At 59.8% G+C, this 23,809-nt stretch carries 24 protein-coding genes; 14 read left to right on the top strand and 10 right to left on the bottom strand.

The window, feature by feature from the left end; translation table 11 throughout:
• The first annotated feature begins 154 nt into the window (after positions 1 to 154).
• Together QRN33_RS23955 and QRN33_RS23960 are read left to right on the top strand one after the other, a co-directional pair.
• Positions 155 to 985: an undecaprenyl-diphosphate phosphatase gene (locus QRN33_RS23955; RefSeq protein WP_285410519.1), complete on the top strand. Its 831-nt coding sequence runs from the start codon at positions 155 to 157 to the stop codon at positions 983 to 985.
• The gene (locus QRN33_RS23960; protein WP_285410521.1) at positions 982 to 1,410 is read left to right on the top strand and encodes a DUF1294 domain-containing protein; all 429 of its coding nucleotides are present in this window, start codon (positions 982 to 984) and stop codon (positions 1,408 to 1,410) included. Before QRN33_RS23955 ends, QRN33_RS23960 begins: the two co-directional genes overlap by 4 nt.
• A 135-nt stretch (positions 1,411 to 1,545) precedes the next feature.
• Here QRN33_RS23960 and QRN33_RS23965 read toward each other — a convergent pair whose 3' ends face one another.
• Together QRN33_RS23965 and QRN33_RS23970 are read right to left on the bottom strand one after the other, a co-directional pair.
• On the bottom strand, positions 1,546 to 1,905 hold the full coding sequence (locus tag QRN33_RS23965; protein ID WP_123420223.1) for an MmcQ/YjbR family DNA-binding protein: 360 nt from the start codon (positions 1,903 to 1,905) through the stop codon (positions 1,546 to 1,548).
• Positions 1,902 to 2,810 (bottom strand): LysR substrate-binding domain-containing protein, encoded by a 909-nt coding sequence (locus QRN33_RS23970; protein WP_042609918.1) that lies wholly within the window; start codon positions 2,808 to 2,810, stop codon positions 1,902 to 1,904. The genes QRN33_RS23965 and QRN33_RS23970 overlap by 4 nt, the downstream gene beginning before the upstream one ends.
• 126 nt (positions 2,811 to 2,936) lie before the next feature.
• Here QRN33_RS23970 and QRN33_RS23975 point away from each other — a divergent pair, with 126 nt between their 5' ends.
• The gene (locus tag QRN33_RS23975; protein WP_042609919.1) at positions 2,937 to 3,548 is read left to right on the top strand and encodes an FMN-dependent NADH-azoreductase; all 612 of its coding nucleotides are present in this window, start codon (positions 2,937 to 2,939) and stop codon (positions 3,546 to 3,548) included.
• Between the two features lie 168 nt (positions 3,549 to 3,716).
• The gene (locus QRN33_RS23980) at positions 3,717 to 4,754 is read left to right on the top strand and encodes an alpha/beta hydrolase family protein (RefSeq protein WP_285410524.1); all 1,038 of its coding nucleotides are present in this window, start codon (positions 3,717 to 3,719) and stop codon (positions 4,752 to 4,754) included.
• 138 nt (positions 4,755 to 4,892) lie between these two features.
• Here QRN33_RS23980 and QRN33_RS23985 read toward each other — a convergent pair whose 3' ends face one another.
• Together QRN33_RS23985 and QRN33_RS23990 are read right to left on the bottom strand one after the other, a co-directional pair.
• The gene (locus QRN33_RS23985) at positions 4,893 to 6,077 is read right to left on the bottom strand and encodes an MFS transporter (RefSeq protein WP_285410526.1); all 1,185 of its coding nucleotides are present in this window, start codon (positions 6,075 to 6,077) and stop codon (positions 4,893 to 4,895) included.
• 305 nt (positions 6,078 to 6,382) lie between these two features.
• The gene (locus QRN33_RS23990; RefSeq protein WP_016774693.1) at positions 6,383 to 7,969 is read right to left on the bottom strand and encodes an ABC-F family ATPase; all 1,587 of its coding nucleotides are present in this window, start codon (positions 7,967 to 7,969) and stop codon (positions 6,383 to 6,385) included.
• A gap of 374 nt (positions 7,970 to 8,343) precedes the next feature.
• Here QRN33_RS23990 and QRN33_RS23995 point away from each other — a divergent pair, with 374 nt between their 5' ends.
• The 4 genes from QRN33_RS23995 (at position 8,344) to QRN33_RS24010 (ending at position 12,952) form a co-directional block, all read left to right on the top strand.
• Positions 8,344 to 9,570: a zinc-dependent alcohol dehydrogenase gene (locus QRN33_RS23995; protein ID WP_064362466.1), complete on the top strand. Its 1,227-nt coding sequence runs from the start codon at positions 8,344 to 8,346 to the stop codon at positions 9,568 to 9,570.
• Positions 9,571 to 9,585: 15 nt separating this feature from the next.
• Positions 9,586 to 10,515 carry a ZIP family metal transporter gene (locus QRN33_RS24000; protein WP_042609922.1) on the top strand — a complete coding sequence of 310 codons (930 nt, stop codon included), beginning with the start codon at positions 9,586 to 9,588 and terminating at the stop codon, positions 10,513 to 10,515.
• Positions 10,516 to 10,625: 110 nt separating this feature from the next.
• The gene (locus QRN33_RS24005; protein WP_285410530.1) at positions 10,626 to 11,993 is read left to right on the top strand and encodes an iron-containing redox enzyme family protein; all 1,368 of its coding nucleotides are present in this window, start codon (positions 10,626 to 10,628) and stop codon (positions 11,991 to 11,993) included.
• A gap of 14 nt (positions 11,994 to 12,007) precedes the next feature.
• Positions 12,008 to 12,952 carry a methyltransferase gene (locus QRN33_RS24010; protein ID WP_285410531.1) on the top strand — a complete coding sequence of 315 codons (945 nt, stop codon included), beginning with the start codon at positions 12,008 to 12,010 and terminating at the stop codon, positions 12,950 to 12,952.
• Positions 12,953 to 12,984: 32 nt separating this feature from the next.
• On the opposite strand, the gene QRN33_RS24015 is transcribed toward QRN33_RS24010, so the two are convergent.
• Positions 12,985 to 13,419 (bottom strand): short chain dehydrogenase, encoded by a 435-nt coding sequence (locus QRN33_RS24015; RefSeq protein WP_285410533.1) that lies wholly within the window; start codon positions 13,417 to 13,419, stop codon positions 12,985 to 12,987.
• Positions 13,420 to 13,730: 311 nt separating this feature from the next.
• Between QRN33_RS24015 and lpxO the strand changes: the two genes are divergently transcribed.
• Positions 13,731 to 14,630 carry a lipid A hydroxylase LpxO gene (gene lpxO, locus QRN33_RS24020; RefSeq protein ID WP_065617311.1) on the top strand — a complete coding sequence of 300 codons (900 nt, stop codon included), beginning with the start codon at positions 13,731 to 13,733 and terminating at the stop codon, positions 14,628 to 14,630.
• Positions 14,631 to 14,788: 158 nt separating this feature from the next.
• Here the strand turns inward: lpxO and ku are convergent, their stop codons facing one another.
• Positions 14,789 to 15,655, bottom strand: coding sequence for a non-homologous end joining protein Ku (gene ku / locus QRN33_RS24025; protein ID WP_064362283.1), 867 nt, complete (start codon positions 15,653 to 15,655; stop codon positions 14,789 to 14,791).
• A 190-nt stretch (positions 15,656 to 15,845) separates the two neighbouring features.
• Between ku and QRN33_RS24030 the strand changes: the two genes are divergently transcribed.
• From QRN33_RS24030 to nudC, 4 genes are all read left to right on the top strand, one after another.
• The gene (locus QRN33_RS24030) at positions 15,846 to 16,178 is read left to right on the top strand and encodes a hypothetical protein (protein WP_285410535.1); all 333 of its coding nucleotides are present in this window, start codon (positions 15,846 to 15,848) and stop codon (positions 16,176 to 16,178) included.
• A 39-nt stretch (positions 16,179 to 16,217) separates the two neighbouring features.
• Positions 16,218 to 17,363: a PQQ-dependent sugar dehydrogenase gene (locus tag QRN33_RS24035; protein ID WP_285410537.1), complete on the top strand. Its 1,146-nt coding sequence runs from the start codon at positions 16,218 to 16,220 to the stop codon at positions 17,361 to 17,363.
• Between the two features lie 205 nt (positions 17,364 to 17,568).
• A complete protein-coding gene (locus QRN33_RS24040; protein ID WP_285410539.1) occupies positions 17,569 to 18,381 on the top strand; it encodes a crotonase/enoyl-CoA hydratase family protein in 813 nt (270 codons plus the stop codon).
• Between the two features lie 7 nt (positions 18,382 to 18,388).
• Positions 18,389 to 19,219 (top strand): NAD(+) diphosphatase, encoded by an 831-nt coding sequence (nudC, locus tag QRN33_RS24045; protein ID WP_285410541.1) that lies wholly within the window; start codon positions 18,389 to 18,391, stop codon positions 19,217 to 19,219.
• Here the strand turns inward: nudC and QRN33_RS24050 are convergent.
• The 3 genes from QRN33_RS24050 to QRN33_RS24060 all read right to left on the bottom strand — a co-directional run bounded on the left by QRN33_RS24050 (position 19,187) and on the right by QRN33_RS24060 (position 21,330).
• On the bottom strand, positions 19,187 to 19,966 hold the full coding sequence (locus QRN33_RS24050; protein ID WP_042609931.1) for a TSUP family transporter: 780 nt from the start codon (positions 19,964 to 19,966) through the stop codon (positions 19,187 to 19,189). The two genes, nudC and QRN33_RS24050, sit on opposite strands and share 33 nt — an antisense overlap.
• Positions 19,967 to 20,232: 266 nt before the next feature.
• Positions 20,233 to 20,712 (bottom strand): nuclear transport factor 2 family protein, encoded by a 480-nt coding sequence (locus QRN33_RS24055; RefSeq protein ID WP_041480390.1) that lies wholly within the window; start codon positions 20,710 to 20,712, stop codon positions 20,233 to 20,235.
• Between the two features lie 54 nt (positions 20,713 to 20,766).
• A complete protein-coding gene (locus tag QRN33_RS24060; protein WP_285410544.1) occupies positions 20,767 to 21,330 on the bottom strand; it encodes a TetR/AcrR family transcriptional regulator in 564 nt (187 codons plus the stop codon).
• A gap of 180 nt (positions 21,331 to 21,510) precedes the next feature.
• Between QRN33_RS24060 and pssA the strand changes: the two genes are divergently transcribed.
• Positions 21,511 to 22,854 (top strand): CDP-diacylglycerol--serine O-phosphatidyltransferase, encoded by a 1,344-nt coding sequence (gene pssA, locus QRN33_RS24065; protein ID WP_042609933.1) that lies wholly within the window; start codon positions 21,511 to 21,513, stop codon positions 22,852 to 22,854.
• Between the two features lie 121 nt (positions 22,855 to 22,975).
• On the opposite strand, the gene efeO is transcribed toward pssA, so the two are convergent.
• Positions 22,976 to 23,800, bottom strand: coding sequence for an iron uptake system protein EfeO (gene efeO, locus QRN33_RS24070; protein ID WP_083352772.1), 825 nt, complete (start codon positions 23,798 to 23,800; stop codon positions 22,976 to 22,978).
• Between the last annotated feature and the right edge of the window lie 9 nt (positions 23,801 to 23,809).

Below are 23,809 nucleotides of genomic sequence, written 5' to 3' on the forward strand. Positions count from 1 at the left end.
CTGAATCCGGTTTTGAAATTTCACGGAATTTTTACCGTTTCGTGTGGATCCTGTGCGCGCGGAATCGGTACAGCTTTTACCGGCTACGCTGAACGCAGTGAACGCTAAAAATACTATCGGGGCATGCCGTCGCGCATCGCTCTCTGGGGGATTGATGGATCTTTGGACTGCCTTGCAGGCACTGATATTAGGAGTTGTAGAGGGGCTGACGGAGTTTTTGCCCATTTCGAGTACCGGACACCAGATCATCGTCGCCGACTTGCTGAACTTCGGCGGCGAGCGGGCCATGGCGTTCAACATCATTATTCAGCTCGGCGCGATCCTCGCGGTGGTCTGGGAGTTTCGCCGCAAGATTCTCGACGTGGTGATCGGCCTGCCGACCCAGCCGAGCGCACGGCGTTTTACCGTCAACCTGCTGATCGCGTTTTTGCCGGCGGTGGTGTTGGGGGTGATCTTTGCCGACCTGATCCACGAATACCTGTTCAACCCGCTTACCGTGGCTGCTGCGCTGGTGATCGGCGGGATCGTCATGCTGTGGGCCGAACAGCGCCAGCATGAAGTGCACGCTGAAACCGTCGACGAGATCCGCTGGACCGATGCCCTGAAAATCGGTTTCGCACAGTGCCTGGCAATGATTCCCGGCACCTCGCGCTCCGGCTCGACAATCATTGGTGGCTTGCTGTTCGGCCTGTCGCGCAAGACCGCCACGGAATTTTCGTTCTTCCTCGCCATGCCCACCATGGTCGGTGCGGCGGTGTACTCGGGCTATAAATACCGCGACCTGTTTGTGCCGGCGGATTTCCCGGTGTTCGCGATTGGTTTCGTCACAGCGTTTATCTTCGCCATGATCGCCGTGCGCGGTTTGCTCAAGTTCATCGGCAGCCACAGCTATGCGGCGTTCGCCTGGTACCGGATTGCGTTCGGCCTGTTCATTCTGGCGACCTGGCAGTTCGGCTGGGTGGACTGGTCGGCGGCCAAGCCATGAACGATTCGCGCGCGCACCGTCCGCAAGGACTGCCTTCGGGCGGGCGCCTTCAGCAGGTGAAGTTGAAGCTGGTGGTGCTGCTGATCGTCTGCGCGCTGCCGCTGTTCGGCTCGCTGTCGATGTGGCTGAGCGGCATCTCGCGGCTGCCGTTGGCGGCGTACGGGATTGTCAGTGTGCTCGCGTTCTTTCTGTACTGGGCCGACAAGCGCAAGGCCCGCGCCGATGCCTGGCGCACGCCGGAAAACATCCTGCATGCGGTGGAGCTGGCCGGCGGCTGGCCGGGTGCATTGATCGCGCAGCAGGTATTCCGGCACAAGACGCGCAAGGTGTCGTTCCAGATTCTGTTCTGGGTGATCGTGCTGCTGCACCAGGTGTTCTGGATTGACCAGATTTTCCTCGGATCGAACCTGCTAACGCTGTTCTAAAGCACACATGTCCTCCCTGTAGGAGCTGCCGAAGGCTGCGATCTTGATCGTTCCCACGCTCTGCGTGGGAATGCAGCCGGGGACGCTCTGCGTCCCAAGATCGCAGCCTTCGGCAGCTCCTACATGAGACCGGGATTACAGCAGCAGGCCGATTCGAGTCTTTTTGGGCAACTTGCTCACCACCAGTTGATGTGATCGCTGCAACAGCCCCTGCAATTCCTCCGCACCCAGCGGGTAGGGCGGATGCATGATGATCCACTGCGCCCGCGCCAGATACGGCGCCGGATGAATCCCCGGCCGATCGCAATGGCCGAGAAACAGATCCTTGTCGACCTTGAACGCCAGCGAATCGCCGCGTAACCCTTGCAGGGCGAACATCTTGTTGCCGGCAATCGAAAACACCCGCACGCCGCCCCATTTGTAGTCTTCCCGAGCACCGGGCAGCGCCAGACAAAATTCGGCAACCTCGGCTTCGCTCATTTTTCCCTGTTTCATAGCAACCGCTCCCCGCAGGCATTGAACGATTCGACCAGATGATCGATCCATGCGCGCACCGCTGGCATCACCCCGCGCCGATGCGGATACACCGCTTGCAGCCAGCCGCCAGGCAGTGACCATTGCGGCAGCACCTGCACCAGCGTGCCGTTACGCAATTCGGTCTCGCAGAACATCATCGGCAACACGGTAAAACCCTGACCGGCGAGGACGCAGGCCTTGCGCACTACGAAGTCATCGATACCCAGCCGCGCTTCCATGCTCAGATCGACACTTTTACCCTGCTGATCGAGCAGGCGCACATGAACCATGCGATCGGCTTCCAGCGCGCCGAGCACCGGCAGGTTCTTCAAGTCCTGGGGATGATTGATGGTCTTGCCCTGCATGAACGCCGGGCTGGCTATGACCACCGCCTGGGCCTGACGCAAGCGTCGGGTGACCAGCAACGGATCTTCATCGCCGTGATCGCGCACGCGCAACGCCACATCGATGCCTTCAGTGACCAGATCCACACGGCGGTTGAGCAGCACGACTTCCAACTGCACCTGCGGAAACTTGCCGAGAAAATCGCTGATCACCGTCGGCAGCATTTCATGGGCAAGCCCGGTCGGGCACGACACCCGCAGCCGACCGCGTGGCTCGCTGGACATACTCGCCACGGCCTCGTCAGCCATCTCCGCTTCAAGCAACATCGCCTGGCAGTGGCGCAAATAGCGTTCGCCAACAGCGGTGAGATTCAATTGTCGCGTGGTCCGCTGCAGCAGACGCGCGCCGAGGCGTTCTTCCAGTTCGGCAATTCTTCTGGAGAGCCGTGACTTGGGAATACCGAGCAGTCGCCCGGCGGCGGCGAATCCGCCAGCCTCGACCACTTTGGCGAAATAGTAAAGATCGTTGAGGTCCTGCATGCGCGTTTCCAGTCGTTCTATCAATGGGACGAACTATCGCATTGTCGGCGACTAATCAGCCATTGGTTTGTTGCGTAGGATTGTCTCCATTCCGTCGCCGCCGGCGATTCTTTCAGGAGAACCCACATGAAACTGTTGCACATCGATTCGAGCATTCTCGGCGACAACTCGGCTTCCCGTCAGTTGAGCCGTCAGGTCGTCGACGCTTGGCAAGCCGCCGAGCCGAGCGCCGTGGTCACCTACCGCGACCTGGCCGCCGACGCGATCAGCCACTTCTCGTCGACCACGCTGGTTGCCGCCGGCACCACCGCCGAACTGCGCGACGCTGTGCAACAGCACGAAGCCGAGCTGAGCGCTTCGACCCTGGCCGAGTTCATCGCTGCCGACGCCGTGGTGATTGCCGCGCCGATGTACAACTTCACCATCCCGACCCAGCTCAAGGCGTGGATCGACCGCGTTGCCGTCGCCGGCCAGACTTTCCGCTACACCGAAGCCGGCCCGGAAGGCCTGTGCGGTGGCAAGAAAGTGGTGATCGTGTCGACCTCCGGCGGCATCCATGCCGGCCAGGCCAGCGGCATCGCTCACGAAGAATATCTGAAGCTGGTGCTGGGCTTCCTCGGCATCACCGATATCGAAATCGTCCGCGCTGAAGGCCTGGCCTATGGCGAAGAAGTGCGCAACAACGCCATGAGCGCTGCGCAAGCGAAGATCAGCGAGCAACTGTTCGCCGCCGCGTAAGGCTTGCGTAAAGAACAGCTGATGTTCAGGTAATCCCCAAGAAACTCTGTATTCTGGTTCCGCAAGGGCCGAATGCGGAGTTTTTTGTTTCTGGCTGTTACATAATCTGGCCCGGGTTATGCAGTTTCAGCACATCCGACGATGGAGTCCGACAGGGTGGGGGCATTCATGAAGCATCTTTGTGCAATGTTGCTGATTTGCCTGCTGGGCAGCCTGAATTCAGTGCAGGCCGCGCCGGGGCGCCATCCCGTATGGAGTGTCGGTTATCACGAGATGAGCTTTCTCGACCCGCTCGATCTGCAACCGATGCGCGCCATCGCTTTTTACCCGTCCAGTGACCGCGAGCACCTGAGTTTGCTTGAGGGCTACTCGGTGGAAGCTGGGGAAGACACCAAAGTCGCCATCGGCCGCTTTCCCATGTTGATGCTCTCCCACGGCAACACCGGTACGCCGCTGGCCTTGCATGATCTGGCCACCTCGCTGGCGCGCAAAGGCTTCGTGGTGGTGGCGGTGATTCACCCCGGCGACAACTGGCGCGACCATAGCCGTCTTGGCACGTTGAGCAACCTTTATGGCCGTCCGATTCAAATCTCCCAAGCAATCACCGCAACCCTTGGCGACCGCATGCTGGCGCCGTTCGTTAATGCTGATCAGGTCGGCGTCATCGGTTATTCGGCGGGTGGCGAGACCGCGTTGATTCTGTCCGGGGCGCAACCGGATCTCGATCGCCTGCGCCGCTATTGCCAGGAACGTCCGGACGATCACGATGCCTGCAACACTCAGGGCGAGTTGATTGTCGATCGCGATGACTTGCAACCGGTGGCCGATCCACGGGTTCACGCCTTGTTGCTGATGGCGCCGCTGAGCCTGAAATTCGGCCGCCATACTCTCGCCGACGTGCATGTGCCAGTGCTGCTCTACAGCGGCGACGGCGACAAACTGGTGGCCTTCGATAAAAACGCCGCCGCGCTGGCGCGCAAACTGCCCACGGCGCCGGACTTCAAGCTGCTGGCCGGGGCAGGGCACTTCGTGTTCATGGCGCCGTGCACCGAAGAGCAGATCCGCGCCATGCCGGCGTTGTGTACCGACGCTGACGGAGTCGATCGCGAGGACATTCACCGCAACCTGATTTCAGAGGCCGGCCGCTTTTTTGCCCATGCGCTGGCGAAAACAACCCGAGCGGGGATGCAGACGGCGGATCAATAATCTGTGCCTCCACATACCCCATGTAGGAGCTGACGAGTGAAACGAGGCTGCGATCTCTTGACCTTGATCTTCAAAGCAAAATCAAAAGATCGCAGCCTCGTTGCACTCGTCAGCTCCTACAGGGGAATGCGTTGATTTTCAGGTCGTGCGGCGCTTGAGGAGCAGGGTCAGGCCCAACCCGGTCACCGACAACAGCGCCGCGCTGAAGAAAATCCACGAATAGCCCAGATTCAATGCCACCGCGCCCATCAGTGGCCCGGCGATCGCCAGGGCCAGATCGAAAAACACCGCATAAGCTCCGAGTCCCGAACCACGACTGGAACTCGGCACCTGCTTGATCGCTTCAACGCCCAGCGCCGGGTAGACCAATGACAGCCCGAACCCCGCCAGCCCGGCGCCGATCAATGCGTAGGCAGTGGAGGGCGCCAGCCACAACATCACCAGCCCGACGGTTTCAACCGTCATGCAGGCGATGGCCGAGGCAAAACCGCCAAACCGGGCGATCGCCGAGATAAACAGCAGCCGCGACAGAATGAAACACACGCCAAACACGGTCAGGCAATAGGCCGCGCCGGTCCATCCGCGGTTGAGGTAGTAAAGGGTGATGAAGGTGGTCAACGTGCCGTAGCCGATCGAGGCCAGAGTGAGACTGGTGCCGTACGGCGCAATCTTGCCGAACACCGCCCAGAACGACAGGCGCTCACCCCGAATCACCGGCACCGAAGGCTTGTTGCGGATCAACCACAACGCACCGGCCGCTAACGCCGACAGCGCGATACCCAGGCTGACAAAACCATATTCGGCGACCATCACCACGCCCACCGGAGCGCCAATGGCAATCGCGCCATAGGAAGCGATGCCGTTCCAGCCGATGGATTTGGCTGTGTGCTCGACACCGACCTGGCCCATGCACCAACTGATGGTGCCGACACCGATCAAGCCTTGAGCGATACCCAGCAGCAGGCGTCCGGCGATCAGGATCAACAGGCTGGTCAGCGGAAAGCTCTGCAGCAAGGTCGACAGCAATGTCAGCACGCCACTGAGGACAATCCCCCACAAGCCATAAATGATCGCCCGCTTGGTGCCGAGGGTGTCCGACATGCGCCCGGCCATCGGCCGGCTGAGCAGGGTGGCCAGGTACTGCGAACCGATCACCAGGCCGGCAATGATCGCGCTGAAACCCAGTTGCTCGTGGACATAACCGGGCAGTACCGCAATCGGCAACCCGATGCAGAGAAAGGCAATGAAGGTGTAGAAAACGATGGAGACGATCTGCAGTGTGATCGCCAGGGAGCTTTGCGGTGGCAGTGGCTGCGCAGACATGAGCACTCGTTCGCGGGCGGCGGTGGGAGAGTTGCCGACATCATGGCGCGGGGTTGGGAGAAAGGAAAGCAGGCTAACGATCAAAACATCGCAGCCTTCGGCAGCTCCTGCAGGGATTGATGGCGTTGCTCAGGGCCCCTTCGCGAGCAGGCTCGCTCCCACAGGGGAATGCATTCCAAATGTAGGAGTGAGCCTGCTCGCGATGGAGTCAGCACCGGCGAAAATATTTTGATCACATAAAAAAAGCCCTGTCACATGGACAGGGCTTTTACTTGCAGCTTGCCGCTTGAAACTCGCAGCTGCCGTTAAAACACAACACCCTGGCTACGCAGGTAGTCGTCATAGGTGCCGCTGAAGTCGGTCACGCCGTTCGGGCTCAGCTCGATGATGCGGGTGGCCAGGGACGATACGAACTCACGGTCGTGGCTGACGAAAATCAGCGTGCCCGGGTAGTTTTCCAGCGCCAGGTTCAGCGCTTCGATCGATTCCATGTCCAGGTGGTTGGTCGGTTCGTCCATGATCAGCACGTTCGGCTTTTGCAGGATCAGCTTGCCGAACAGCATGCGACCTTGCTCACCACCGGAGATGACCTTGACCGACTTGAGGATCTCGTCATTGGAGAACAGCATGCGGCCCAAAGTGCCGCGAATCATCTGCTCGCCCTGAGTCCACTGACCCATCCAGTCGAACAGCGTGACGTCGTCTTCGAAGTCGTGAGCGTGATCCTGAGCGTAGTAGCCCAGCTCAGCGGCGTCGGTCCATTTCACGCTACCGGCATCCGGGGTCAGTTCGTTGACCAGGGTGCGCAGCAGGGTGGTCTTGCCAATACCGTTCGGGCCGATGATCGCAACGCGCTCGCCGGCTTCAACCTGGAAGCTGAAGTCCTTGAACAGTGGCTTGCCATCGAAACCCTTGGCCATTTTCTCGACCATGACCGCCTGACGGTGCAGCTTCTTGTTCTGTTCGAAACGAATGAACGGGCTGACACGGCTGGAAGGCTTGACCTCGGCCAGCTGGATCTTGTCGATCGCCTTGGCGCGGGAGGTGGCCTGCTTGGCTTTCGAGGCGTTGGCCGAGAAGCGGCTTACGAACGATTGCAGTTCGGAAATCTGCGCTTTCTTCTTGGCGTTGTCCGACAGCAACTGCTCGCGGGACTGGGTCGCCACGGTCATGTACTCGTCGTAGTTGCCCGGGAACAGGCGCAGCTCGCCGTAATCCAGGTCAGCCATGTGCGTGCACACGCTGTTCAGGAAGTGACGGTCGTGGGAGATGATGATCATCAGGCTGTTGCGCTGTGTCAGGATGTTTTCCAGCCAGCGAATGGTGTTGATGTCCAGGTGGTTGGTCGGTTCGTCGAGCAACAGCACTTCCGGATCGGAGAACAGCGCCTGCGCCAGCAATACGCGCAGTTTCCAGCCTGGGGAGACTTCGCTCATCGGGCCGAAATGCTGTTCCAGCGGAATACCCAGACCCAGCAACAGTTCGCCAGCGCGGGATTCGGCGGTGTAGCCGTCCATTTCGGCGAATTCGGTTTCCAGCTCGGCAACGGCCATGCCGTCTTCTTCGGACATTTCCGCCAGCGAGTAGATGCGATCGCGCTCGGCCTTGACCTTCCACAGCTCTTCGTGACCCATGATCACGGTGTCGATCACGGTAAATTCTTCGTAGGCGAACTGATCCTGGCGCAGCTTACCCAGACGCACGTTCGGCTCGAGCATGACCTGGCCACCGGACGGATCAAGATCGCCGCCGAGGATTTTCATGAAGGTCGACTTGCCGCAACCGTTGGCACCGATCAGGCCGTAGCGATTGCCTGCGCCGAATTTGACCGAAACGTTTTCGAACAGCGGCTTGGCGCCAAACTGCATCGTGATGTTAGCTGTGGAGATCAATTACCTTACCTATCAATGGGTTAGAGCTGGTCTGTGGTGCCTGGTACAAACTTGAGTACCAATCTGGAGCTTTTCCAGCTCCCCCCAGTCTGTGCTTGAGTTGAGCCAACGCGCATAAGCCGTCCGCAACTGGGGCCTTTGAAGGCAAGCTGCTGAGCGACGAGTACGGGGTTCTTGTTGGACATTGGCGCGCATTGTCGCATAACTCAGACGGCAGTTATATGGCAGGCAAACCGGCATCTGTGTCGGCTCGTCAGGCGGACGCGGAATATCCGCTGATCAAAATCTCGAAAACCCGAATGAACTCACTCGACCATTTTCACTTCGGAAAGTGGAGCAGCAGCTTTTTCGTTCAATCGAGTGAGGACCAAGCCATGCGAGCAATGACCTATCACGGCGCTCATGATGTGCGCGTCGAAACCGTACCGGACCCGAAACTTGAAGCCGCGGACGACATCATCCTGCGCGTCACCGCGACCGCCATCTGCGGGTCGGACCTGCACCTGTACCGAGGCAAAATACCCACCGTCGAACATGGCGATATCTTCGGCCATGAGTTCATGGGCATTGTCGAAGAAACTGGTTCTGCCGTGACCGCAGTGCAGCGCGGCGACCGTGTCGTGATTCCTTTCGTGATCGCCTGTGGCGATTGTTTCTTTTGCCAGCAAGAGCTTTACGCCGCTTGCGAGACAACCAATGAAGGCCCCGGCGCGGCGCTGAACAAGAAAATGATTCCGCCACCGGCCGCGCTGTTCGGCTACAGCCGCTTGTATGGCGGGATCCCCGGCGGTCAGGCGGAACTGGTGCGCGTACCGAAAGCCAACACCGGCCCGTTCAAGGTGCCGGGCACGCTGTCGGACGAAAAAGTGCTGTTCCTCTCCGACATCCTGCCGACCGCCTGGCAAGCGGTGATCAACGCCGGCGTCGTCCAGGGTTCGAGCCTGGCGATCTACGGTGCCGGGCCGGTCGGTTTGCTGACCGCAGCCTGCGCCAGAATGCTCGGTGCGGAACAGATCTTCATGGTCGATCACCACCAGTACCGCCTCGATTATGCCCAGCGCACCTACGGCGTGATTCCGATCAACTTCGATGAGGACGACGACCCGGCCGACACCATCATCAGCCAGACTGCGGGCCATCGCGGTGTCGATGCGGTGGTCGATGCCGTCGGCCTTGAGGCCAAAGGCAGCACCACCGAAACCGTGATGGCTACACTCAAGCTCGAAGGCAGCAGCGGCAAGGCGTTGCGCCAGTGCATTGCAGCCGTGCGGCGTGGCGGTGTGGTCAGCGTTCCGGGGGTATATGCCGGGTTCATCCACGGCTTCATGTTCGGCGACGCCTTCGACAAGGGCCTGACCTTCAAAATGGGCCAGACTCACGTACAGCGCTTTCTGCCGGAGCTGCTCGGCTACATCGAAACCGGCAAGTTGCAGCCCGAAGCGATCATCACCCACAGGCTGTCGCTGGAACAGGCGGCCGAGGGTTACAAGATCTTCAATAAAAAGCAGGAAGAATGCCGCAAGGTGATTCTGACTCCGGGTGGCAGCGATGTTCCTTTGGCGCAGCTGGATGAAACCACGCCGTTCGTACCGGCTACTTGAAACTGAGGAGTTTTCATGGCGCTACCGTCATCTTCGTTCGCAGCTCCCGTGCGAGCATGGTTCGTGAACCTGTCGCGCACGGGCTGGGGAGGGCGCATTTTCTGGCTGACCCTGGTCGGGGTAACTGTGCTGCTGCTGATCAGCGGCTACACCGGTCTGGTCAGCACAGGCCGCGACACCTTGCGCCTCGCGAGCCTTGGCGGGCTGTCGGGTTTCGCCGCTACGGCAGTCGGTGCATTGCTGGCCCTGGCGTTGCGCGCGATTACTTCGCGAACCCAAGACACCATGCTCGGTTTCGCGGCGGGGATGATGTTGGCTGCCAGTTCCTTTTCACTGATCCTGCCGGGCATCGCGGCCGCTAAGGAGGCGGTAAGCAGTCCCATGCTCGCCGCCGCCGTCGTGGTTGCCGGCATGGCGTTGGGCGTTGCATTGATGGTCGGCCTCGACCGCTTCGTCCCGCACGAACATGAAAAGAGCGGACGGCGCGGCCCTGAGGCGAAGCGCTTCAATCGGGTCTGGTTGTTTGTTCTGGCGATCACCCTGCACAACTTGCCCGAAGGCATGGCGATCGGCGTCAGTTTCGCCACCGGCGACATGAAAATCGGCCTGCCGCTGACCACTGCCATCGCCATTCAGGACATTCCCGAAGGCCTGGCGGTGGCATTGGCGCTGCGGGTTACCGGGATTTCGGCAGGACGCGCAGCGTTGATTGCCGCCGCTTCCGGATTGATGGAACCGTTGGGCGCGATTATCGGTTTGGGCATCACCAACAGTTTCGCCTTGGGCTTTCCGGTGGCGATGGGCTTGGCGGCAGGCGCGATGATCTTCGTGGTTTCCCATGAAGTGATCCCGGAAACTCACCGCAACGGCCATGAAACCCCTGCCACGCTCGGGCTGATGCTCGGCTTTGGCGTGATGATGTTTCTCGACACCGCTTTGGGGTAGAGAAGCAACGCAAACCGCTGAGCGAATCGTCGCGCACAAAAAAGGAATTTTTTTCAGCACCAATCACTCTTTCGTTTATAGGCAATGCCAATAACGCAGGGGAATGAGTCATGTCGCTGATCGAAATCCCGACCAGGAAGTCTTCGGGTAAAACATCCAGGCCGGCGGATACCGAGCGCCGGCTCTACGACCGATTGTTGGCAGAAGACTCCACGGCCGATCGCGCGGCGCTGGACTTTCTGCGTCGACAATTGAGCACGGCGGCTGCACTGCCTGACGACTTGCCGGGCAACGCTGAAGAGTTGCTGCAATGGTCGGAAACCCGTTGCGCTAAAGTGGCTGGCGAATACGCGGATTACCTCGAACAACGTCAGCAGGGCGCGCCACGCCGCTATTTCCGCAACAAATCCCACGCGTTGTACTTCATTCTGCATGTAGCACCGACCAAAGAGGTCGATGGCGCCTGGCTGGCCGGGCTGCTGCCGCAGTGGCAGGATCCGCGTTTCGACGATTTGCTCGACACCTATCTGGAAGAACTGGGCGAGGGCGTGCCACGGCAGAACCATGTGGTGATCTATCGCAAACTGCTCGCCGAACATGATTGCTCGGATCTGAGTGGCCTTGCCGATGAGTATTTCTTGCAGGGCGCGGTGCAACTGGCGCTGGGGCGCTTCGGCGCGCAGTTCCTGCCGGAAGTCATCGGCTTCAACCTCGGCTACGAACAACTGCCGCTGCACTTGTTGATCACTGCGTATGAGCTGGCGGAGCTGGGCATCGACCCACATTATTTCCGCCTGCATGTGACCATCGACAACGCCAGCACCGGCCATGCGCGCAAGGCTGTGCAATCGATGCTCGAGCTGATGCCGCTGGGCGAAGAGCGCGACGAGTTCTACCGGCGCATGGCGATCGGTTATCGCCTCAACGATGTGGGCAAGGGCACCACTGCAGTTATCAAGGAGTTTGATTTGCAGCATGAAGTCATTGCCATGCTCGAGCGCAAGGCGGTGTTCGGTCGGCACATGCACTCTGATTACTGCCGCATCGAAAACCGCACTATCAACCAGTGGCTGGCGACGCCGGGGCAAATGGGCGAATTCCTCGCGGCGCTGGAGCGCAAGAGCTGGATCAAACGTGGTGAGGCGGTGGAAAAAAGTCGCTTCTGGCGTTTGATCGACGGCAGCGATGCGGCGATGTTCGGGGTGTTCAACGGCTATGAAAAACAGCTGATGCGCGACTGGATCACTGAGGATTGCCCGGCGTCCCGGCCTCGGCCTTACGTGCGCCGCGAAGCCGCCGTGGAAGAAACCTTTGACGACGATGCCGATCTGCTCAACCTCGAAGCCGCGCTGGCCGACAAGCCTTCCACCGAGCAAATGGAGATTTTGCTGCCGTGGCTGCAACCCCAGCGGCATTGGCGTCCGGCCGGACTTTTCGCGACGCGTCGCTTCATGCAACTGCGCGCCCGCTTGCGTTGAAACAAGGAGCTTTCATGTCGGCACAAGAAACATCGGACAGAGCGCTGTTCGAGCTTGGCAAACGCCTGCTCGACAGCGGTTATCACTTCATCACCCCAACGCCGTTGACCCACGAACGTTTTCTGCAGCGTTTCGCCACACCGCTGGCGAAGGATCTGCGCGACGTGTTCGGCTGGTCGATGCCATTTCCTGCCGAGCTATTCAAGGCAGACGAATTGGCGAGCCTGGAGCAGTCAGGCGTTGTCGCACGCGATGGCGCCGTATGGCGCAGCCAGGTGCGCTGGTCGACGCTCAATGACCGGTTATTTGCCCACTCGGCGTTTCCGACGACGGCAAGCGATGCAGTGTTCTTCGGCCCGGACACGTATCGCTTCGCCCAGGCCATCGAAGCGCAATTGCAGCAACGGTTTTCGCCGATCAGGCGCGCGGTGGATATCGGCTGCGGCAGTGGCGCCGGGGCGGTGCTCATCGCCAAGGCGCGTCCGGATGCCCAAGTGGTGGCGGTCGACATCAACCCGCAGGCGCTGCGCCTGAGTGCGGTCAACGCCGAGCTGGCCGGGGCCAGCAACGTGTCGGTGTATCACAGCGATCTGCTCGCCAGCGTCGAAGGCCAGTTCGACTTGATCATCGCCAATCCGCCGTACATGAACGACCAGCAACAGCGCGCCTATCGTCACGGCGGCGGGGCGCTGGGGGAGGGTTTGTCGGTGCGCATCGTGCGCGAGGCGTTGCCGCGTCTGGAAGTCGGCGGCACGTTGCTGGTGTATACCGGCGTGGCAATCGTAGCCGGTAAGGATCCGTTCCGCGAGGCGGTCGCGCCGCTGCTCAAGGGCGAGCGTTTCGGCTGGACGTATCGCGAGCTCGATCCGGATGTGTTCGGCGAGGAATTGCTCAAGCCTGAATATGAGCGCGCCGAGCGCATCGCCGTGGTCGCGCTGACGGTAACCCGCGAGCAGTGACCGACAGAGGGGCCACTGCTCGCGCGGTGGCCTTATCGATTTCTGATGCGTGAGAGTGTCAGCAGGCAAACCCCTACCAGCATCGCAGCCCCGGCTACCAGCAGCGGAGAAGGGCGAATTGGCTGCCGCGAAATTCGCTCGACACGCCCGGCGAGGGATGCGCGCACCGGCGCAGCAGCTTCCGCCAGATAGGGCAATTCCTCGATTTCCAGGCGTAAGCCGTCCGGCATTACCAACGTCAGCCCCTCAATCGTGCCGGCAATCCTGTCCGGATAAACCGGCTCACCGGTCGGGTCGAGCTGGTCGTAGAAGAACGTCTGTCCTTCAAGCCAGCCGACGGCGGTCTGCAATTCAGGTCCCAGGTAATACTTTCCATCGAGAAAAAAGCCAGAGAATTGCGGCGCGCGCTCGACGCTCTCAATGCGATAGCGCTGACCTGGTTTCATACCGGTTTCTGGGGCGATCATGGGGGTTCCTCCATTATTGGTAAGCGATAGAGGAGCGCGTGCGAAGCGTGGTTCCATCGAAATGAGCAACGGCCGTTTCGCCTGCTTTTGCAGTCGCGCCGGCATTACCCAAAAGTAGGGCAAGACAGTTTTTCACAGTTGAGGGTTCACTATCGGTTACAAAGTGTGGCTAAAATGCCACCCTTTCACCGAGCGCCCGGAAACGGCGCGGGCCAAGGACGCGCCCTGTGCATCAAGACCGCTGCATAAGACGCTGGGCCCCAGGCCGCCACGCGCGCAGTTTGTTCACTTTTGACGTGTGACCCTTTTCCGTGAAACTCATCATTGCCGCTGTTTATGTCATCTCCATTGCTTACGTTCACCTGCGTGGACGCGTGCGCCACAAGCTGGGGCGGCAATTGAGTGACCACTCGACGTTTCTCGCGCCGATCAACTGCTTCCTGTACCTCTTTTCGAAAATGCCGAACAAGCCGTATCTGAACCCGGCGGATTTTCCCGATCTGAGCCCGTTGCAGGCCCATTGGCAAGAGATTCGCGAGGAAGGCCAGAACCTGCTGCGTGCCGGCGAGATCAAGCGCTCGAACCAGTATGACGATGTCGGCTTCAACTCCTTCTTCAAGACTGGCTGGAAGCGCTTTTATCTGAAGTGGTACGGCGACAGTCACCCGTCGGCAATGAAGCTGTGCCCGCGCACCACCGAACTGGTGCAAAGCATCGGCTCGATCAAGGCGGCCATGTTTGCCGAGCTGCCGCCGGGCTCGAAGCTGGTGCGCCATCGCGATCCGTATGCGGGTTCCTATCGCTATCACCTGGGGCTGGATACGCCGAACGATCCTGGCTGTTACATCAACGTCGACGGTGAGAACTATCACTGGCGCGATGGCGAAGCGGTGATGTTCGACGAGACGTTTATCCATTACGCAGAAAACACCACGGATCAGAACCGTATCATTCTGTTCTGTGATATCGAGCGTCCGTTGAAATACCGCTGGGCCGCTGCGTTCAATCGCTGGTTCAGCCGCACGGTGATGTCGGCGGCGGGCGCGCCGAATGATGCGGGGGACAAGACCGGTGGCATCAACCGCTTGTTTACCAAAATCTACAAGATCCGCTTGCGCGGCAAAGAGCTGAAGAAGCGCAATCGCACGCGCTATTACCTGGAGAAGTGGGCGATTTTTGCGGCGTTGCTGGCGATCTTTATTCTGATCTGAAGATTTGCGGTGTCAGTACCGGCCTCTTCGCGAGCAGGCTCGCTCCCACATTTGATTTGGGTGGACGCAAATTCCTTCATCCAACCCAATACCACTGTGGGAGCGAGCCTGCTCGCGATTGGCCCTGACATTCAAATCACTTCTTCCTGATTCACCGATTATTCCCCAGACGCCTTCCGAGTCTTCTTCGCCGGCGCCGCCTTGCTGGTAGATTTGGCCTTCGGCTTGGCCGGGGCCTTGCCACCAAGACTGCGTTTAAGCAGCTCGGTCAGGTCGATAACATCGGCCGTCTTGCGCTCTTCTTCGCCAGTGGCGGTCTCGACATCTTCGATCTTGCCTTCGTGGGCTTTCTTCTCGACCAGCGCCATGATCTTGTCTTCGAACTCGTCCTTGTAATCCTCCGGCGTCCACTCCGCGGTCATGTCTTCAACCAGACGTTTGGCCATGTCCAGCTCACCCTTGGCCAGTTGCGGTTTGGTCACTTCACTGCCCAGGGCCAGCTCATCGAGGCCGCGTACTTCCTGCGGCCAGCGCAGCTTGACCAGAACCAGCGCCGACTCCAGCGGCATCAGCGCCGCCAGGTATTGGCGCGTGTGCAGGACGACGCGGGCGAGGGCGACCTTATTGGTTTTGCTCAGGGTTTCGCGCAGCAACGCGTACACCTTGCCGCCGCGTTTGTCCGGCGCCAGGTAGTAGGGTGTGTCGATGTTCTGCAGCGGAATCTGCTCGGCGTCGACGAACGAAAAAATGTCGATGGTCTGCGTCGAAACGGGGTGCGCGGAGCGGATCTCTTCCTCGCTGAGCACCACGTACCGGCCCTTTTCGTAAGCCACGCCTTTGACAATATTTTCTTTGGTGACTTCCTTGCCGGTGACCTTGTTGATGCGTTTATAGCCCACCGGGTCCATGCTGCGGCTGTCGAGCCAGTCGAAGTCCACGCCTTGGGACGACGTCGCTGAAACCAGCGCCACGGGGATGTGTACCAGTCCAAAACTGATTGCGCCTTTCCAGATTGCCCGAGCCATGACCTGTCCTCCGAGTGATGATCAGGTGACCCGTGGCGCGGCGAGAAAGTTTCCAGTGATTGCGCGGGCTGACAGAGTTACGGTCAAGCCGTGTTACATGTTGTTTAAGGCGCAAGGGTTAACAAATCCGAACCCACGGCGTAGCGTGGGCTCCAAGGCTCTAGTCCACGCACATCGAGAGGCATTTCTCATGAACCGGTTTCTGATTGGCATCGCCGTCCTGGCCCTCAGTGGCGGTCTGGTTCATGCCGACGTCGTGCTGGCGCAAAGCCCCACCGGCAATAGCAACAATCCCTACAACAGCCCGATCCGCCGGGCCAATCCCAACAGCATGCAGGGCACCCAGCCCAGCGCTCCACCCCTTCGCGGGCCGAATACCGTTCCGGTACCGCGTCAGCCGACCGTGGAAAATCGCGGCATCGGCAACGGCCAGCCGATTCGCTCGGTACCGAGCAATCCGCCGACCTTCATTCCCAACCCGCCCTCACGGGGCACGGCAGCAACCGTTGACCGGCAGGACTGAGGTTCTGTCAGCCCTTCACACGAACATAAGGAATCGTGCATGTTGCGTAAAACCCTTCTAGCCACCTGCTGCGCCGCCGCGCTGATCAGTGCCCCGGCGTTCGCCGCCTCGCCCAAAGAGCTGAAAAGCGAACAGGGCATCCTTGAAGTCAGCACCATTGCCCAGGGCCTGGAACATCCGTGGGCGCTGGCGTTCCTGCCTGATCAGAAAGGCATGCTGGTCACCGAACGGCCGGGCCGTCTGCGCGTCGTGAGCAAGGACGGCAAATTGTCGGAGCCGATCAGCGGCGTGCCACAAGTCTGGGCCAAAGGGCAGGGCGGTCTGCTCGATGTGGTGCTGTCGCCGGACTTCAAGCAGGACCGCATGGTCTACCTGTCCTACGCAGAGGGCGGTGGCGAGGGCGGCAAGGCCGGCACCGCGGTAGGGCGCGGACGACTTTCCGATGACCTGAAGACCTTGAAGGACTTCAACGTGATCTTTCGTCAGGAACCGAAATTGTCGGTGAGCAACCATTTCGGTTCGCGCCTAGTGTTCGATCGCGACGGGTATCTGTTTATCACTCTGGGTGAAAACAATGATCGCCCGACCGCGCAGGATCTCGACAAGCTGCAGGGCAAGGTCGTACGCATCTTCCCCGACGGCAAGGTGCCGGACGATAACCCGTTCGTTGGCCAATCCGGGGTTCGGCCGGAAATCTGGTCGTACGGGCTGCGCAACCCTCAGGGCGCGGCGCTCAATCCGTGGACCGGTACGTTATGGGAGAACGAACACGGGCCCCGTGGCGGCGATGAAGTGAACATCATCGAGCGCGGTAAAAACTACGGCTGGCCGTTGGCGACCCACGGTATCAATTACTCGATGCAGCCGATTCCCGAGGCGAAGGGTAAAACTGCCGAAGGCACGGTCGCGCCGCATCACGTCTGGGAGAAGTCGCCCGGTGTTACGGGCATGGCGTTTTACGATGCCGATCGCTTCAAGCCTTGGCAGCACAACGCGTTTATTGGCGCATTGGTGTCCCAGGAACTGATTCGCCTGCAATTCGATGGCGACAAGGTCGTGCATGAGGAGCGTCTGCTGGGTGAGTTGAACCAACGCATCCGCGATGTGCGCCAGGGACCGGATGGCTATTTGTATGTGCTGACAGACGACGAGAATGGCTCGTTGTACAGGCTGGGGCTGAAATGATTGCGTGCGGTGAGTGATCCGACGCCTTCGCGAGCAGGCTCGCTCTCACATTGAAATGCAGTATCCCTGTGGGAGCGAGCCTGCTCGCGATAGGGCCCGCGCATTTTGCGCCGACGTCGAGCAGTCCCGCATTTGGCCGAACCGCCACCCCATTGCCTTGTTATAGTTCGGGCCTTATTTTCCAGCCCGGTAAAGGATCACTGCCATGACTCAATACTCCGCCTTCAGCGTCGAACTGGCCGATAACATCGCCCATGTGCAGATCAATCGCCCGGAAAAGATCAACGCGATGAACGCGGCGTTCTGGAGCGAGATCATCGAGATTCTCCAATGGATCGACGACACCGACGAAGTGCGTGTGGTGGTGTTGAGTGGCAACGGCAAACATTTTTCTTCCGGCATCGACCTGATGATGCTGGCTGGCGTCGCCAATGAACTGGGCAAGGACGTGGGCCGCAATGCACGCCTGCTGCGGCGCAAGATCCTCAACCTGCAGGCTTCGTTCAACGCCGTCGACAATTGCCGCAAACCGGTGCTGGCCGCCATTCAGGGCTACTGCCTGGGTGGGGCGATCGATCTGATTGCCGCTTGCGATATGCGTTACGCCGCTGAGGACGCGCAGTTCTCGATCAAGGAAATCGATATCGGCATGGCCGCTGACGTCGGCACGTTGCAACGGTTGCCGCGAATCATCGGAGACGGCATGCTGCGCGAACTGGCTTACACCGGTCGCACCTTTGGCGCCGAGGAAGCGCGCAGCATGGGCCTGGTCAATCGCGTCTACAGCGACAAGGACACGTTGCTCGAAGGCGTGTTCGAGATTGCCCGCGACATCGCTGCCAAGTCGCCGATTGCCGTGACCGGCACCAAGGAAATGATCAGCTACATGCGCGACCATCGCATTGACGACGGTCTCGAATACGTTGCCACCTGGAACGCCGCCATGTTGCAATCCACCGATCTGCGCGTGGCCATGGCCGCCCACATGAGCAAACAGAAACCCGAATTTCTGGATTGAGTTAACCATGATCTCTCGCTGGACCACTGCAGTACTCGACACCGATCAACCCGGCGGCTGGGCCGTGGCGCGCAGCCCGGAAGGCTTTCTGTTCGATGACAACGGCGCGCTGTTCCCGCGCGAATGGCTCAAGCGCCAGGACCTTGTGGTCCTTGCCGAGCACGGCATTGGTCATCTCGACGGCGAACCGGTGTATCTGCTGGAGTTGCGCAGTGTCAGCGATGTACCGGGTTGCGGCTGGAAAGGCCTGCGAGCGTTCATGCTCGAGGGCGATCACACGCTGTACAAAGTCCTCGGTTATGCCGCGCAGATCGGCACTTGGGCGCGCGAGCATCGCTTCTGCGGCAACTGCGGCCAGCCGATGACGCAGGTGCCGCGCGAGCGGGCGATGTATTGCCAGCCGTGCGATCTGCGCAGCTATCCGCGCATTTCACCGAGCATGATCGTGCTGATCACCCGTGGCGACGAAATCCTCTTGGCGCGCTCGCCGCGCTTCGTCACGGGGGTTTACAGCACCTTGGCCGGTTTCGCCGAGCCGGGGGAGTCGGCTGAGGATTGTCTGATTCGTGAAGTGCGCGAAGAAGTGCAGATCGAAGTGAAGAACATCCAGTACATCGGCAGCCAGTGCTGGCCGTTCCCGCATTCGATGATGCTCGGCTTCCATGCCGAATACGCCGGTGGCGAGATTGTCTGTCAGGAAGACGAGATCGAAGACGCCCAGTGGTTCCACGTGCATGAACTGCCGCCGTTGCCGGCGTCACGTTCGATAGCCCGTTACTTGATCGATGTCTACGTGGCGCGGCGCTTAGGCCACGCTGAACCAGTGTTGCCAGGCTAGGCGCACGGTCAGGCCAAGCACCACGGTGATGAATACCGGACGAATGAATTTGGCGCCGCCGCTGATTGCCGTGCGTGCGCCAAAAAAGGCCCCGACCATCACCGACAGGCCCATGCACAGGCCGATGATCCAGTCGACCTGACCGGAGAAAATGAACACCGACAGCGCCGCGATGTTGCTGACAAAGTTCATGCTCCGTGCTACGCCGCTGGCCTTGACCAGATCGATCGGGTACAGCAGCAGACTGCTCACTGTCCAGAACGCGCCCGTGCCGGGACCGGCCACGCCATCGTAGAAGCCGAGGCTGAAGCCCTGGGTCGACTGCCATTTCTTTTTGATTGGTGCGTCGCTGTCCAGCGGCGCTTTCGGCGTGCCACCAAACAACAGATACACACCACAAGCGAAGACGATCACCGGCAGCATTTTGTTCAGCCATTCGGCCGGCAGGTAATGGGCAACCACCGCACCCGTGAGCGCGCCGACCAGAGTGCCGACTATTGCGTGGGTCCACTGTCGCGGATGAAACAGTTTGCGTCTGTAGAAAGTGAAGCTGGCGGTTGCCGAGCCGAAGGTCGAACTCAGCTTGTTGGTGCCCAGCACCAGATGCGGCGGCAGGCCCGCCGTCAGCAGCGCCGGCGTGGTCAACAGACCGCCACCACCCGCGATGGCATCGATGAAACCGGCAAGGAAGGCAACGGCAGCCAGAATGGCCAAAGTGGTGAGGTCAACGCTGAGTTCGAAAGGCATGGAGTCGGCTTATTCGGCAAGGCGCAGAACGTGAGCTGCGGGGAGGGCAGTCATGTTACCTGTATCCAACTGTTGCGGCGAGCCGCAGGGCCTATTCGCGAGCAGGCTCGCTCCCACAGATGCGGTGCCGTACTCACAATCAATATTCACCGCAAAACCATTGTAGGAGTGAGCCTGGTCGCGATGGCGGTTTGTCAGACGTGAAGACGTCACAGACATACCGCTATCGCGAGCAGGCTCACTCCAACATTGAATCGGGGTAGGCTTTAGAGGCCGAGTTCACTCAGCCCCGGATGATCATCCGGCCGGCGGCCCAGCGGCCAGTGGAATTTGCGTTCGCTTTCCTTGATCGGCATGTCATTGATGCAGGCGTAGCGCTGGAACATCAGGCCGTTGTCATCGAACTCCCAGTTTTCGTTGCCGTACGAACGGAACCAGTTGCCGGAATCGTCGTGCCATTCATAGGCATAACGCACGGCGATACGGGTATCGGAGTAGGCCCAGAGTTCTTTGATCAAACGATAATCCAGTTCCTTCGCCCACTTGCGGGTGAGGAATGCCTTGGCCTCTTCGCGGTTGTTGGCGAACTCGGCGCGATTGCGCCATTTGGTATCGAGGGTGTAGGCGAGCGAAACCTTTTCCGGATCGCGGGTGTTCCAGCCATCTTCGGCAAGGCGCACTTTTTCGATGGCTGAAGCGTGGTTGAACGGGGGCAATGGCGGACGTACCTGGGCTGCAGTCGACATGTTCAATCTCCTGATTCATTTAATGTATGAACAACAAGTCCGGCTTGTTAAGCGTTACAGGCCCAATAACTTTCGCGCCATCCATTGCGCATTATCGGCGGCACTGTGATCACCCATCACAAGCGCTACGGTAATGGCGCCTTCAATCAGAACCAGCAACTGTCTGGCCAGCAGTTGCGGATCCTCGGCGCCATATTCGGTACACAGCTCGCACACGTAGTCGAGCAGCTTCTGTTTGTGTTCTTTGGCCACCAGCCGCACCGGGTCCTGTGGATCGCCGGTTTCGCCGCTGGTGTTGATAAAGGCGCAGCCGCGAAAGCCATCCGAGTCGAACCAGCCCTTGAGCACGGTAAACAGGTTGAGCAGGCGCTCGGCCGGGGTTGCAGCTTGGTCGACAGCGTTTCTGAACCAGCTCATCCAGCGTATGTCGCGTCGCTGAAGGGCCGCGACCACCAGCGCGTCCTTGTCGGCAAAGTAACGGTAGATGCTTTTTCTGGAGACGCCGGCGGTTTTCACCAGGAGATCCATGCTGGTGGCAGCGATGCCACTTTTGTAGATCAACTTTTCGGTGACATCCAGAATGATGTCGCGTGTTTCGTTGCTGATTGATTCGTTCATGTGGCGAACAGTAGAACGGTTGTTCTCCTTGGTCAAGCGGATATGTGTTGCGTCTGTGAAATGGCTTTCGCGAGCAGGCTCGCTCCCACAGGGGAATGCATTTCAACCGACACTGACAAGACCCGGCGCAGACGATGGTGTAAGCTCTCAAACTCTTCGGAATCGAACCTTGCGAGCCTTATGCCGTTGCTTTTCAAACGTTCTCTGCTGCCCAAACTGCGCAGCTTCGCGCTGACCGCCGAGGCGGTGAGCATTCTGTCCAGTGCTGCCGAATTCCGACGCTGCCTGCTCGAGCAAATCGCCGCAGCGACCCAGCGCATCTACATCGTCGCGCTGTATTTGCAGCAGGACGAAGCCGGCCAGGAAATCCTCGATGCCCTGCACGCTGCCAAACTCAAGCGTCCCGAGCTGGAAATTGCCGTGGTGGTTGACTGGTTGCGCGCCCAGCGCGGTCTGATCGGCGCGGGCAAGCAGCCTGGCAACGCCGCCTGGTATCAGGACATGACCCGCACGCATCAGAGCGAAGTGCCGATCTACGGCGTGCCGGTGCAGACCCGCGAACTGTTCGGCGTGCTGCACCTCAAAGGCTTCGTCATCGATGACAACGTGGTCTACAGCGGCGCCAGTCTGAACAATGTCTACCTGCACAAACTCGACAAATACCGCTTCGACCGTTACCACGTGCTGCACAGTCGCGAGCTCGCGGATTCGATGCATCATCTGGTCAAGCATGGCCTGATCGAATCGAAAGCCGTGCATCGCCTCGACCTGCCGAACCTGCCGAGCACGCGCAGCCTGCGCAACGACATCGGCGACCTGCGCAGTCGCCTCAAGTACGCGACCTACGATACCGGCGCCGGCAGCACCAGCAGAGAAGGGCTGTCGGTCACGCCACTGCTCGGCGTCGGCAAGAACAATCCGCTGAACCGGGCGATCCTCGAACTGATCGCCAGCGCACAAAAGCAGCTGACCATCTGCACGCCGTACTTCAACCTGCCGCTGGGTGTGATCCGCGAGATCAACCGTGCACTGGCCCGCGGCGTGAAGATCGATATCGTGGTCGGCGACAAGACCGCCAATGACTTCTACATTCCGCCGAGCGAGCCGTTCAAGGTGATCGCCGCGCTGCCGTATCTGTACGAGATCAGCCTGCGCCGCTTCGCCAAACGCCATCAGCACAGCATCGACAGCGGCCAGCTGAACCTGCATTTGTGGCGCGATGGTGACAACACTTATCACCTCAAGGGCATGTGGATCGATCAGCGCTACACCTTGCTGACCGGCAACAACCTCAATCCGCGGGCGTTCCGTCTGGATCTGGAAAACGCGCTGCTGATCGACGACCCGCAAGGCGAATGGCTGGAGCCACGGGCGAAAGAGCTGGAGAACATATTCCGCCATACCACGCGGATCGACAGCTTCCAGACCCTGGAGACACTGCCGGATTACCCGGCAGGAGTGGCGAAGTTTCTCAAGCGGGTGAGTCGGGTGAGGATTGAGCGGTTGCTCTATCGGATTCTCTAGGGTTTGGTATTTGTAGTGTGGCGAAAACCGCTATCGCGAGCAGGCTCACTCCTACAGGGGAACGCATTCCAATTGTAGGAGTGAGCCTGCTCGCGATAGGGCCCTGACAGGCGCTGAAGATTCAGTTCAGACCCAGCTTCCCGCGCATCATCGACAAATCCTCCGCCAGCGTGTTCACCGGCCCGACCAGCGCCTTGCGGTCGTTGTCCTTCACTTTGTCGTAGGTTTCAAAGCCGCCATCCGCGGTCTTGTACTTGGCGAGGATCTTGTCGACCGTGGCGAAGTTCTTGTCGACTTTCGCTACAAATGCCTTGTCCTGCTGTTCGACCTGCGAACGGAACAGATCGACTATCTTCTTCGCGCCGTCGATATTGCCCTGGAAGTCGTACAGGTCAGTGTGGCTGTAGCGATCTTCCTCGCCGGAAATCTTCGTCGCCGCGACTTCTTCCAGTAGCGCAGCAGCGCCGCCGACGACTTTCTCCGGCGGGAAGGTCAGGCCGGCGACACGGGTTTGCAGGTCCTGCACGTCCTTGTTCAAACCGTCGGCCAATGCATCCAGACCCTGGGTGGATTTCTCCGCGAACAGCGAATATTCGATCCGGTGGAAACCGGTGAAATCTTCAGCCTTCACACCTTTCTCGTGATCATCGACGCGCGAATCGATGGACGCATCGAGATCGCTGAACAGTTCTGCAATCGGCTCTATCGACTCGTAATAAACCCGCGTCGGCGCGTAGAGCTTCTGCGCGGTGGCGAGATCGCCTTTCTTCACCGCGTCGGTGAACTGCTGAGTGTGGCTGGCCAGCTCATCGAGCTTCTCGGTGACGTAAATCTTGTAGTCCGACACCGGCCCCACCAGATCCAGCGGCGCAGTCGCGGCGAACGCCGACAGCGGGGTGTTGAGCAAACCAAGGGTCAGCAGTAACGCGAGTGGCGTCTTTTTCATGGGGCGGCT

Source organism: Pseudomonas sp. FR229a, from assembly GCF_030209115.1.
In the GTDB taxonomy this organism is placed as follows: domain Bacteria; phylum Pseudomonadota; class Gammaproteobacteria; order Pseudomonadales; family Pseudomonadaceae; genus Aquipseudomonas; species Aquipseudomonas moraviensis_A.